A 12,973-nucleotide genomic window follows, 5' to 3' on the forward strand; every position below is an offset into this window, starting at 1 on the left:
AGCAGTCGCCTGCAATTGGGGGCGCTTCGCACCCCAGCGGGAGCAAGCTCCCTCGCCACAAAAGCCCTCCCACACTAGGATCATGTTCATTCCTTATTTTTTGTGAAGCGCCGCAAATCCAGGGTCATTGGCAACTCATCGTTTACCGTTACAGTCGGCACTGGCAGCTTGCCCGGGCTATGCCCCAAGCGGAAAAAACGCGCCATGCGCCGGCTCTCCGCCTCATTGGCATTCACCGGCAGGCTGTCGTAATTGCGCCCGCCCGGGTGCGCCACATGGTATTGGCAGCCACCCAACGAACGCTGCATCCAGGTGTCGAGCAGGTCAAATACCAGCGGCGCATGCACGGGGATGGTCGGTTGCAGGCAGTTGGCCGGTTGCCAGGCGCGGTAACGCACGCCCGCCACGAACTCGCCGACGCGGCCGGTTGGTTGCAGCGGCACCGGCACGCCATTGCAGGTCAGCAGGTAGCGTTGCGGTGGCAACCCGCTCAACTTCACTTGAAGGCGCTCCAGGGACGAATCCACATACCGCACCGTGCCACCCACTGCGCCCTCCTCGCCCAGCACGTGCCAGGGTTCCAAGGCCTGGCGCAGTTCCAGTTCGATACCGCTGACGGCGTAGTCGCCCACCTTGGGGAAACGAAACTCCAGATGCGCTGCGAACCATTCGGCACGCAGCGGGTAGCCGGCCGCGTTCAGCTCGACGATCACGTCGGCAAAGTCCTGCTCGATAAAATGCGGCAACAGGAAACGGTCATGCAGTTCAGTGCCCCAGCGCGCCAGCTTCGGCGGCGCATAGGGCTCGCGCCAGAACCGCGCGACCAGCGCCCGCAGCAACAACTGCTGGGTCAGGCTCATGCGCGCATGGGGGGGCATTTCAAAGGCGCGCAGTTCCAGCAGCCCCAGGCGGCCAGTGGCGCCGTCGGGTGAGTAAAGTTTGTCGATACAGAATTCGGCGCGATGGGTATTACCCGTCACGTCGATCAGCAGGTTGCGCAACAGGCGATCCACCAACCATGGCGGGCAGTCCTCGCCCTGTGCCGGCATCTGCGCGAAGGCGATTTCCAGTTCATACAGCGCATCGTTGCGCGCCTCATCCACCCGGGGTGCCTGGGAGGTGGGGCCGATAAACAGGCCGGAGAACAAATAGGACAACGACGGGTGGTTATGCCAGTAGCTGATCAGGCTGCGCAGCAGGTCCGGTCGGCGCAGGAAGGGCGAATCCTTGGGCGTCGCACCGCCCAGTACGAAGTGGTTACCGCCACCGGTGCCGGTATGGCGCCCATCGATCATGAACTTCTCGGTGGTCAGGCGGGTTTGCCGGGCCTCTTCGTAGAGGAATTCGGTGCGTTCTACCAACTCGTCCCAGGTGGCGGACGGCTGTACGTTGACCTCGATGACACCGGGATCTGGCGTGACCCGGAAATTGCTCAGGCGCGTATCCGCTGGCGGCTCGTAGCCCTCCAGCAGTACCGGGCAATGCAGCTCTTCGGCGGTGGCCTCAATGGCAGTCACCAGCTCCAGGTAATCCTCGACGCGCTCCAGCGGCGGCATAAACAGGTACAGGCGACCTTCCCGTGCTTCGGCGCACAGCGCGGTACGGGTCAGCCAGTCGGCGGACTCGTCGACCTTGGGCACACGCTCGTCGTCCGGGGCCGGCTCGCCATGGCTGCGCAATTGCGCCGCAGTGGGAAGCTCGGGCTGGTCCTGGTTCGGGTCGGTGGGGTGTATGAACGGATACTCAGCCGCCGTCACCCAGGGCTGGGAAGCCAAGGGCAGCCGGTAACCCAGCGGCGAATCACCCGGCACCAACCGGCAATGGTTGTCGCGCAGGTACCAACGCCCACTCTGCCAGCGGTCATTGGCCGCAGTACGTGCCAGCGGCAGCACCTGGCCGATGACTTTATCCAGGCCCTGGCTGAACACTTTGCGCAGGCGCTCACGCTCCAGGTCGTCGCTCAGGCGCGGGTCCTGGGCGGTGACGTTCTGGGGCAGCGCCCCTTCGCGCCACAGGTAGTAGAAATTGTCCTCGAACGCCGGGAACACAAAGCGCGCCGGCAGTTTCAGGCGCTCGGCGACGCTGGCCAGGAAACGCCCGGCCATCACCCCATCGGCGCCGTAGTCTTCTTGCTCATCGGCGATCAGTGCGCTGTTGTGCCAGATCGGCACGCCGTCGCGGCGCCAGTAGCAATTGAGCGACCAGCGCGGCAGTTGCTCGCCGGGGTACCACTTGCCTTGGCCGAAATGCACCAGGCCCTTGGGCGCATAGTGCTGGCGCAGGCGCTGGAACAGCTCGGCCGACAGGCGACGCTTGTCCGGGCCCAGGGCTGCGGTGTTCCATTCGGCGCCGTCTGGGTCGTCGATAGAGACGAAGGTCGGCTCGCCGCCCATGGTCAGGCGTACGTCGTCCTTGAGCAGGTCGCCGTCGATCTGCCGGCCCAGGGCCTGGATCGCCAACCATTGTTCTTCGGTGTAGGGCTTGGTCACCCGTGGCGCTTCCCAGATGCGCTCCACCGACATCTCATGGGTGAACTCGCATTCGCACGGCTCAACCAACCCACTGATGGGCGCGGCAGACGATGGATCGGGGCTGCAGGCCAAGGGGATATGCCCTTCACCGGCGAACAACCCGGACGTGGCATCCAGGCCAATCCAGCCAGCGCCGGGCAGATACACTTCGCACCAGGCGTGCAGGTCGGTGAAGTCCACCTCGGTACCGGACGGGCCGTCGAGGGCTTTGACGTCAGCGGTGAGCTGTATCAGGTAACCAGAGACAAATCGCGCCGCCAACCCGAGATTGCGCAGCAATTGCACCAACAACCAGGCCGAGTCGCGGCAGGAGCCGGATGCATTTTCCAGGGTAAATTCCGGAGTTTGCACGCCCGGCTCCATGCGAATCAGGTAACCGATATCGGCGGCCAGGCGCTGGTTGAGGCCGACCAGGAAATCCACAGCAGGCAGCGGCGTGCGATCGATACCGGCCAGGTAAGCGGCAAACCTTGGCGTCAGCGGCAGGGTTTCCAAGTACGGCGCCAGCTCGCGCTGCTCATCGGCGGCGTAGCTGAACGGGATTTTTTCGGCGTACGGCTCGAGGAAAAAATCGAACGGATTGAACACCGCCATCTCGGCGACCAGGTCGACCTCAATGCGCAACTCGTCAGTCTTTTCCGGGAACACCAGGCGCGCCAGATAATTGCCCTGGGGGTCTTGCTGCCAGTTGATGAAATGCTGCTCGGGCAACACCTTCAGCGCGTAGGACAGTATTCGCGTACGACTATGGGCTGCCGGGCGTAGCCGAACGATCTGTGGGCCGAGTTCGACAGCACGGTCGTAGCGGTAATGCGTAACGTGGTGCAACGCGACATGAATCGACACGGCGGCCTCCTGCGAGCCAGGGCATAAGCACAACGCGCGCAAGACTTATGCCACAGCAGCAGTCATTGCACTAAAACGTCAGGCCCGGTGCAGTACAGCACCAAAACGGCGCCAACGTTGTGGCTATGGTGCAGGCGCTGCACACATTTGTAGCGCCGGGCTGAGGGCAGGTGGTGAATCTACCCAGTTAAGGCGTAGTACGCCTGGTATTCAGGGCTTGGCGCAGTTGGCGAATTTGCACAAGTTTTGCCCGCATCTCTCGCTGCCCACTGCTGTTGAGCACCAGCAGGCCGAACAGCGGGAAAATCAGCGACAGGCTATAGAGAACCCTGTGTGGGTTGTACTGAATCATTGGGAGCACAAACAAAAGACAGGCAGCGTAGATGGCGACCATCACCCATGCCCACGAAGGTTTGCCCCGCAGGATCATAAAGTTGCTATGGACCGTCAACACGATAAGCAATGCACCTGCAAGCAGGATCTTGAGCCCGACTTGAGCAAGGGGCGCATCACGAAAATAGGTGACGAAAGCCAGCGCCACTGCAAGCGCTAGTGAAAAGTAGGCAGCAAATACGCCGCCCAGAAACGTCAAAAAGTGATGCCTGAAGAAGTCGCGCAGCGTCATCAACTCACTCATTCGTTTATTTCCTCGTACAACCCTATCGCAATGGTATTGACGTTCCCAGAGTAGGCGCTGCCTCCGAACCCGACGGTCGCGCCCAGGATATCTTTGATCTGAGTACTGGTGCTTTGCTTGAGTTGCGTCGGGGTGAAACGCTTGGAGAGCTCACCCGATGCCTGCCTGAGCTTGAGCATCTTCGAGGTCAAGCTGGGATCATTGATACTCAGTAGTTCCTTGGTCAGCTTGGCCCTCTCCTGACGGTTCAAGCCTCGTAGCACTTCCCGCAGGCTTTTGCCCGTCGATGCCTTGGCGACCTTGACCAGCTTGACCGTCGTCAGGGCTGAAGCGCCCACACCGGCCAACGATGCCGCGTCCAGCACAATGGATGCATTCTGGTACCAACCTTCACTGTCGAGCCAATCGTTTACCTCAGGCTTGGCCACCTCAAGGGTCGTTCGGGCAATGCCATTGAAGCACTGGAGCGAACTCGCGCCTGCGGCCGCGTACCCCACCACCACAATGACCGAGCTCGCGCCGGCACTGAAAGGAACCAGAATAGTGCCGCTGGCAATCGCAGCCCAACTGATGACGGCGCCCAGGCAAGAGATTCCGGTATTTACGGCCTCGCCGATCAGCCTGGATTCCCGGGGATTGTTTACTACGTGATCAGCGAATTGTGTCGGCGCGATGTATTTCTGCGCCTCGCGCAGGATGACACGCTTTGGCTTGATGCTGCAGATGGGCTTGAATTCGCGCAGAGTGACGACATTAAAATCGGCATCGATATACACCACGCCAGCACCTACAACGCCGGGGTCTGCATCGATGGCGGCGAACAGCCGTGGCAGGTTGATCAGGCTCTCGATACGCTGGCGCGCCATAAATTGAGAGCGGTTGGAATCCATGCCGATGTTGAACAAGGAGTTGCCCATAAGTGTTCTTCCTTGAAATTGAAAGTGCCCAGACCGGCCTCATCGCAGGCAAGCCAGCTCCCACACTTGAAATGCATTCCCCTGTGGGTGCTGGCTTGCCTGCGATAGCAATCTAATGGGCGCTACCCTAACAAACAGGCCACCCACCGCCAATAAATCTACAGAATCAACGGGCTTTGCGTTGCGCAATGGCCGCTTGGCGCAAATGGCGGATTTCGAGCAGCCGCTGGCGCATTTCACGGTGGCGCTTGCTGTTGAGCAGCAACAAACCCAGCAGCGGAAACAGCACCGCCGAGCCGTACACCAGGGTATTGAGGCCGTATTGAATCATCGGCAAAACGAACAGCAGGCAACACACCAGATAGCCCGCCACCAGCCGGGTCGCCCAGGGGTACCCGCGTGCAATCATCACATTACCAAACACCAGTACCGCTACCAGCACCAGTATTGCAGCCCCGGAGTAGTTGGCCTTGAGCGCCGGTTCAACCCCGCGCAAATAGGTTACGCCCGCCGTGGAGACAGCCACCGAACCAGAGAAAATCGCCATGAAGATGGTGCCCATGAACACCGGAAAATAACGCGCAAGGAAACTGCGCCTATCGGGAAACCCCTTCATTCCGTCAGTTCCTCATACAGGCCAATGGCAAGCGTCGACGCCGAGCCAACGTGACCGGTTCGATAGCTGCCCCAGATACCCAACATGCCGCCCAAGGCGTCCTTGAGCTGGGTGAGCGTGGCATGACGAATTTCCGTGGAGCTGTAGCGCTTGGGCAACGTGCCGGCGCGCTGCTGCAACTTGAGCAACTTGGGGGTCAGGCTTGGGTCTTTGAGACTGAGCAATTCCTGGGTCAACTTCTTGCGCTCCTGGCGATTCAAGCCCTTGAGCAATTCATACCAGCTCTTGCCCAACGCAGCGGCTTTTTTGGCCTTGAGCAGCCTTAATGTGGTGAAAGCTCCCGTTCCGATCCCGACCAACGACGCGGCATCGAGAATCGGTGACACCGCGCCATACCACTGGGCGTCGTCCATGCGGTCGTTGGCATCTGGGTCAAGGATCTCGTTATAGGTCCGGGCCACGCCAAACCCGCACTGAGCGCTGCTGGCCAGCGCCGCCGTGACACCGATACCCACCACAAAAGCACTGGCACCGGCGGTGAACGGTACGGCGACGCTGCCACTGAACACCACGATCCAGCCGATCACCGCCGCCCCACAGGAAAGCCCCATGTCAAAGGCCTCCTTCTGGAGGCGCCCTTCACGGGGGTCGGTCTTCACCTGCTCGACAAACTGCGCCGGCGAGATGTACTTCTGCGCCTCGCGCAAAATGACGCGCTTGGGTTTGATGCTGCAGATGGGTTTGAATTCGCGCAGGGTGATCACGTTGAAGTCGGCGTCGATGTACACCACGCCAGCGCCGACGATGCTGGGGTCGGCGTCAATGACGGCGAACAGCCGCGGCAGGTTGATCTGGCTCTCAATGCGCTGGCGCGCCATGAATTGGGAGCGGTTGGAGTCCATGCCGATGTTGAGCAAGGGGTTGCCCATAAGTGTTCTTCCTTGAAATCGAGAGTGCCCAGACCGGCCTCATCGCAGGCAAGCCAGCTCCCACGCTTGAAATACATTCTCTTGTGGGAGCTGGCTTGCCTGCGATAGCAATCTAATGGGCGCCACCTTACCAAACAGACTCACCACCGACCAGAAAGCAAAACGCCAGCACGAGGCTGGCGTTTTGCATTTCAGACGTCGATCACCGCGGTACAACCGGCTTGCGCGTAGGCTTGCCGCCCTTGCCCTTGGCCGCATCGCTGCGCTCTTTGGCCGCCTGCTTATTGCGCGCCTGGGCCGCAGCCTTGGCTTGCTCGCGCTTGTCCCACGGGTTGCTGCCGTCGCTGCCACGGGGTGGCAGGCCGGTGTGCTGGGTGAGGATCTTGGTGGTGGTTTCCTTGGCGACCTTATGGCTGCCGGCCGGCGTCGAGTTCTTGCGCCGGGCGCTCTGGTAGCTGTCGGTGGACGGCTGGTGCAGCGGGATCAACTGGTCCTTGCCCGACCCGATCAGGTCGGCACGGCCCATGCGGGTCAATGCTTCACGCAGCATCGGCCAGCCCTTCGGGTCGTGGTAACGCAGGAACGCCTTGTGCAGGCGGCGCTGCTCCTCGCTCTTGACGATGGTCACCGCGTCGCTCTTGTAGGTGACCTTGCGCAGCGGGTTTTTGCCCGAGTGGTACATCGCGGTGGCGGTGGCCATCGGCGACGGGTAGAACGCCTGCACCTGGTCGGCACGGAAGCCATTGCCCTTGAGCCACAGGGCCAGGTTCATCATGTCTTCATCGGTGGTACCCGGGTGGGCGGCGATGAAGTACGGGATCAGGTACTGCTCCTTGCCCGCTTCCTTGGTGTACTTCTCGAACATGCGCTTGAACTTGTCATAGCTGCCAATGCCCGGCTTCATCATCTGGTTGAGCGGACCTTCCTCGGTGTGTTCCGGGGCGATCTTGAGGTAACCACCGACGTGGTGGGTGACCAGCTCTTTGACGTATTCCGGCGACTCGACGGCCAGGTCGTAGCGCAGGCCGGAAGCGATCAGGATCTTCTTCACACCCGGTAACGCACGGGCGCTGCGGTACAGCTGGATCAACGACGAGTGGTCGGTGTTCAGGTTAGGGCAGATGCCAGGGAACACGCACGACGGCTTGCGGCACGCGGATTCGATTTCCGGGCTCTTGCAGGCGATGCGGTACATGTTCGCCGTCGGGCCGCCGAGGTCGGAGATCACGCCGGTGAAGCCCGGCACTTTGTCGCGGATCTCTTCGATCTCGCGAATGATCGACTCTTCGGAACGGTTCTGGATGATGCGGCCTTCGTGCTCGGTGATCGAGCAGAAGGTGCAGCCGCCGAAGCAGCCACGCATGATATTCACCGAGAAACGGATCATGTCGTAGGCCGGGATCTTCTCCTTGCCATACGCCGGGTGCGGTACGCGGGCATAAGGCATGCCGAACACGTAGTCCATTTCTTCGGTAGTCATCGGAATGGGCGGCGGGTTGAACCACACGTCAACTTCACCGTGCTTCTGCACCAGGGCGCGGGCGTTGCCTGGGTTGGTTTCCAGGTGCAACACGCGGTTGGCGTGGGCATAGAGCACCGCGTCGCCGCGGACTTTTTCCACCGATGGCAGGCGGATCACGGTCTTGTCACGGGTCATGCGCGGGCTGGCCAGGATCTGCACAACCTTGGCTTCTTCCGGATCATCCACCGGCCCCTTTTCCTGCTCGATGGCGCAGGCCTGGGTGTCCTGGGTGTTGACGTACGGGTTGATGATCTTGTCGATCTTGCCCGGACGGTCGATGCGCGTGGAATCCACTTCGTACCAACCGGCCGGCGTATCACGGCGGATGAACGCGGTACCGCGCACATCGGTGATGTCTTCGATCTTGTGGCCCCACGACAAACGCTGGGCAACTTCGACGATGGCCCGCTCGGCGTTGCCGTACAGCAGGATATCGGCGGTGGCGTCGATCAGGATCGAGTTGCGCACGCGGTCCTGCCAGTAGTCGTAGTGGGCGATACGACGCAGGGAAGCTTCGATGCCGCCAAGCACGATCGGCACGTTCTTGTAGGCTTCCTTGCAACGCTGGCTGTACACCAGGCTCGCACGGTCGGGGCGTTTGCCAGCCATGCCGCCAGGGGTATAGGCGTCGTCGGAGCGGATTTTCTTGTCGGCGGTGTAGCGGTTGATCATCGAGTCCATGTTGCCGGCCGCGACGCCGAAGAACAGGTTCGGCTCGCCGAGCTTCATGAAGTCGTCTTTGGACTGCCAGTTCGGTTGCGCGATGATCCCGACGCGAAAGCCCTGGGACTCCAGCAGCCGGCCGATGATCGCCATGCCGAACGATGGGTGGTCAACATAGGCATCACCGGTGACGATGATGATGTCGCACGAATCCCAGCCAAGCTGATCCATCTCCTCCCTGCTCATCGGCAGGAATGGCGCAGGACCGAAACATTCGGCCCAGTACTTGGGATAGTCAAATAACGGCTTGGCTGTTTGCATGACGGTGACCGGTGTGAAGATGAAAAATCGCGGGCGCGGAATATAGCACAAATTTTGACCAATTCCGACGGTAGTAGTCGGAATTGTGGCTTGCCTGCGATGAGGCCCTTACAGGCGCTTGAAACTACTCGTCGTCGTCGAAGTTGTAGCTACCCGGCGCCAGGTTCTCGAAACGCGTGTACTTGCCGATGAACGCCAACCGGATAAACCCGATCGGGCCGTTCCGCTGCTTGCCGATGATGATTTCGGCAATGCCCTTGTGTTCCGTCTCGGGGTGGTACACCTCGTCGCGGTACACGAACATGATCACGTCGGCGTCCTGCTCGATCGCTCCGGATTCCCGCAAGTCGGAGTTCACCGGACGCTTGTTGGGACGTTGTTCCAGGGAACGATTGAGCTGGGACAACGCCACCACCGGGCAGTTGAATTCCTTGGCCAGGGCCTTCAAGGAACGAGAGATTTCAGAAATCTCGTTGGTACGGTTGTCGCCACTGGAACCGGGGATCTGCATCAACTGCAGGTAGTCGATCATGATCAGGGCGATGTCGCCATGCTCACGCACCAGGCGTCGGGTACGCGCGCGCATTTCGGACGGGCTGATACCGGCAGTGTCATCGATGAACAGCTTGCGGTCGTTGAGCAGGTTGACCGCTGAGGTCAGGCGCGGCCAGTCGTCGTCTTCAAGCTGGCCGGAACGTACCTTGGTCTGGTCGATACGGCCAAGCGACGAGAGCATACGCATGATCAGCGATTCACCTGGCATCTCAAGGGAGTACACCAGTACCGCCTTGTCGCTACGCAGAACGGCGTTTTCCACCAGGTTCATCGCAAAGGTGGTTTTACCCATGGACGGACGACCGGCGACGATGATCAAGTCGGACGGCTGCAGGCCGCTGGTCTTTTCGTCGAGGTCGGTGTAACCGGTGGAAATACCGGTAATCGCGGCATCGGTGTTGAACAGGGTGTCGATGCGGTCGATGGCTTTGGTCAGCAGGTCGTTGACGCTGACCGGGCCGCCGGTTTTCGGCCGGGCCTCGGCGATCTGGAAGATCTGGCGCTCGGCTTCGTCAAGGATCTCGGCAGCGGTGCGGCCTTCGGGGTTGAAGGCGCTGTCGGCGATTTCGGTGCTGATGCCGATCAACTGGCGCAACGTGGCGCGCTCGCGGACGATCTGGGCATAGGCCTTGATGTTGGCGACGGACGGCGTGTTTTTTGCCAGCTCACCGAGGTAGCCCAGACCACCCACTTGGGAGGTCTGGCCTTCCTTGTCCAACTGCTCGGCCAGGGTTACCACGTCGATCGGTGAGTTCTGGTCGGCCAGCTTGGCGATGGCGCGGAAGATCAGGCGGTGGTCATGACGATAGAAGTCACCGTCCGAGACTTGATCCAGCACGCGTTCCCAGGCGTTGTTGTCCAGCATCAAGCCACCGAGCACGGCCTGTTCGGCCTCGATGGAATGCGGCGGCACCTTCAGGGCAGCGGTTTGCAGATCGTATTGCTCAGGAGCGGAGATTTCGTTCATGGCCACTTGGAATTTGGGGTGTGTAGAAAAACAAAAGGCACGACCTGTAAACAGGATCGTGCCCGATGTTAACCGGCTGGCACGCGAGGTGCCAGTCAGTTAGGTGCGACTTAAGCTGCTACCACGACAACGCGTACGGTGGCTTCAACTTCGGCGTGCAGGTGCACGGCTACGTCGAATTCGCCTACGTTGCGGATGGTGCCGTTCGGCAGACGAACTTCGCTCTTCTGCACTTCAACGCCGGAGGCGGTCAGTGCATCAGCGATGTCGTGGGTACCGATCGAACCGAACAGCTTGCCTTCGTCACCAGCGGTGGCAGTGATAGTCACTTCCAGCTCAGCCAGTTGGGCAGCGCGAGTTTCGGCCGACGCTTTTTTGTCTGCTGCGGCTTTTTCCAGCTCAGCACGACGCTCTTCAAACGCAGCCAGGTTGGCAGCGGTTGCAGCGGTGGCTTTGCCGTATGGCAGCAGGTAGTTACGACCGTAGCCGGCCTTAACGTTCACTTTGTCGCCCAGGTTGCCCAGGTTGGCGACTTTTTCCAGAAGGATCAGTTGCATGTGAAAATCCTCTAACTTTTAACCTTCACCGTTCGCGTTATCGGCGTCTTTCGACGCCAGACGACCGCGAAAATCAATCAGGCTGTCAACAATGGCCAAGACCACGAGTAACGGATAGATCAGCTGCATGAACAGCAACAGCGTGACGTACAACCCCACCAGCCAGAACCTGGCCAGTCGCTTTTGCGCGGCAAGCCCATGAATCAGGGCCAGCCCGGCAAACACCAGCGGTACACTGCAAATCGGCGCCAGCAAGGCCATCTGTGGGCCGAAGTTCGGCCCGACAACCATGCACGCCAGCAGCAACATCGCCGGCCCCGCTGGGATTCTGATACTGCGAAACTCGCGACCAAAACCACCCGGGTTGTACAACAACGCCTGCCAATAACGCCCAAGAATCAGGCTCAGCACGCTGACGACCTGCAACAAAGCCGCAATCAGGCCGGTCAGGACCGGGGCAATCAGTGACGCAAACCGCGCTCGCTCATCTACCGACAAATGCTGGTAGAGATCCCCGAGGGCCAACGGCAGGATCTTGACGATCTCCTGCGCCAGCGCCTCGATCTGCGGGCGGAAAGCCGCGCCAAGCATCACTGAGTACACCAACCCCAATGCCACGCTGACCAGCAGCGTGCGGACCCAGGACTCACTTGCGCGCAAAACCAACGCAAGGCTCGATGACCCCAGCAGTACCAGAAGTACCCGTGGATCACCCATTTGCAGCCACCAGATCAAGGCCGGCAACAAACCCAGGGCAAGAACGCCAAGGGCGTCCTTCAAACCGCGCCGCAGTAGCACAAGGCAACCTGCGGCAGCACCCAACCAATAAAGCAACGGCAATGCCGCACATCCAGCCACTACCAGAGTGGCCTGCACGCGACCGCGCATGATGAACTCAGCTAAGGCGCGCATGCATTCAATCCCTTACTACTTGTCGACTGCCCGGTCTCAGCGGCCGTGGCTGTCGGTGTAGGCCAGCAGGGCCAGGAAGCGGGCGCGCTTGATAGCGGTGGCCAGCTGACGCTGATAACGTGCTTTGGTACCGGTGATACGGCTTGGAACGATTTTGCCGGTCTCGGATACGTAGGCTTTCAGAGTGTTGAGATCTTTGTAATCGATCTCTTTCACGTCTTCAGCGGTGAAGCGGCAGAATTTACGACGACGGAAGAAACGTGCCATTTGATAGGCTCCTTAAAAGGTCCGTGGATTACTCGTCAGCGTTATCGCTGTTGTCGCTGTCATCACTATCAGCGCTATCAGCGCCTTCGTGCTCAGGACGGTCGCGACGCTCACGGCGCTCACTGCGGTTTTCTTCAGCCTTGAGCATCTCGGATTGGCCAGTAACGGCTTCTTCGCGACGGATGACCAGGTTACGGATCACAGCATCGTTGTAGCGGAAGTTGTCTTCCAGCTCGGCCAGGGCCTTGCCAGTGCACTCAACGTTCAGCATCACGTAGTGAGCCTTGTGAACATTGTTGATTGCGTAGGCCAGTTGACGACGGCCCCAATCTTCCAGACGGTGGATTTTGCCGCCGTCTTCTTCGATCAGCTTGGTGTAACGCTCAACCATGCCGCCGACTTGCTCGCTTTGATCCGGGTGGACCAAAAAGATGATTTCGTAATGACGCATGAATGCTCCTTACGGGTTGTAGCCTGCCGCTCAAAAACGGTCAGACAAGGAGTGAATGACACTTATGGATCTTGCCGCAGGGGAGGCACATCGGTGCCTGCCAGGAAGGCAAGGGGCGCAATTGTAGAGAAGGGGGAGAAGCGGCGCAAGGCAATTGGTGATTATTTGAACAACCCCAAGCACCACAAACACAAATGTAGGAGCGAGCTTGCTCGCGAAAAACTCACAGACACCGCGCTCATTCAGGAAGCCCGCGTTATCGTTGACGTTTTTCGCGAGCAA

General features: G+C 60.1%; 11 protein-coding genes. All 11 read right to left on the bottom strand.

Annotated features, from left to right (window positions below; genetic code table 11):
- Positions 1 to 86: 86 nt before the first annotated feature.
- Positions 87 to 3,377 carry a DUF2126 domain-containing protein gene (locus APH41_RS10520; protein ID WP_054918847.1) on the bottom strand — a complete coding sequence of 1,097 codons (3,291 nt, stop codon included), beginning with the start codon at positions 3,375 to 3,377 and terminating at the stop codon, positions 87 to 89.
- Between the two features lie 187 nt (positions 3,378 to 3,564).
- A complete protein-coding gene (locus tag APH41_RS10525; RefSeq protein ID WP_054918848.1) occupies positions 3,565 to 4,014 on the bottom strand; it encodes a hypothetical protein in 450 nt (149 codons plus the stop codon).
- Positions 4,011 to 4,931, bottom strand: coding sequence for a hypothetical protein (locus APH41_RS10530; RefSeq protein ID WP_054918850.1), 921 nt, complete (start codon positions 4,929 to 4,931; stop codon positions 4,011 to 4,013). The genes APH41_RS10525 and APH41_RS10530 overlap by 4 nt, the downstream gene beginning before the upstream one ends.
- Before the next feature lie 166 nt (positions 4,932 to 5,097).
- Positions 5,098 to 5,547 (bottom strand): hypothetical protein, encoded by a 450-nt coding sequence (locus APH41_RS10535; protein ID WP_054918852.1) that lies wholly within the window; start codon positions 5,545 to 5,547, stop codon positions 5,098 to 5,100.
- Positions 5,544 to 6,476, bottom strand: a complete 933-nt coding sequence (locus tag APH41_RS10540; RefSeq protein ID WP_014716676.1) for a hypothetical protein — start codon at positions 6,474 to 6,476, stop codon at positions 5,544 to 5,546. Before APH41_RS10540 ends, APH41_RS10535 begins: the two co-directional genes overlap by 4 nt.
- A 202-nt stretch (positions 6,477 to 6,678) precedes the next feature.
- Positions 6,679 to 8,982: a YgiQ family radical SAM protein gene (locus APH41_RS10545; protein WP_003188080.1), complete on the bottom strand. Its 2,304-nt coding sequence runs from the start codon at positions 8,980 to 8,982 to the stop codon at positions 6,679 to 6,681.
- Between the two features lie 124 nt (positions 8,983 to 9,106).
- Positions 9,107 to 10,504: a replicative DNA helicase gene (gene dnaB / locus APH41_RS10550; RefSeq protein ID WP_003188079.1), complete on the bottom strand. Its 1,398-nt coding sequence runs from the start codon at positions 10,502 to 10,504 to the stop codon at positions 9,107 to 9,109.
- 110 nt (positions 10,505 to 10,614) lie between these two features.
- Positions 10,615 to 11,061 (bottom strand): 50S ribosomal protein L9, encoded by a 447-nt coding sequence (gene rplI, locus APH41_RS10555; protein WP_003171376.1) that lies wholly within the window; start codon positions 11,059 to 11,061, stop codon positions 10,615 to 10,617.
- Positions 11,062 to 11,079: 18 nt separating this feature from the next.
- Entirely contained in the window at positions 11,080 to 11,973 is an 894-nt protein-coding gene (locus APH41_RS10560) for a hypothetical protein (protein ID WP_034125655.1), read from the bottom strand.
- Between the two features lie 36 nt (positions 11,974 to 12,009).
- Entirely contained in the window at positions 12,010 to 12,240 is a 231-nt protein-coding gene (rpsR, locus tag APH41_RS10565) for a 30S ribosomal protein S18 (protein WP_002551829.1), read from the bottom strand.
- 28 nt (positions 12,241 to 12,268) lie between these two features.
- Positions 12,269 to 12,691 (bottom strand): 30S ribosomal protein S6, encoded by a 423-nt coding sequence (gene rpsF / locus APH41_RS10570; RefSeq protein ID WP_003236224.1) that lies wholly within the window; start codon positions 12,689 to 12,691, stop codon positions 12,269 to 12,271.
- Between the last annotated feature and the right edge of the window lie 282 nt (positions 12,692 to 12,973).

This window comes from Pseudomonas sp. NBRC 111138, from assembly GCF_001320835.1.
Lineage (GTDB): Bacteria > Pseudomonadota > Gammaproteobacteria > Pseudomonadales > Pseudomonadaceae > Aquipseudomonas > Aquipseudomonas paracarnis.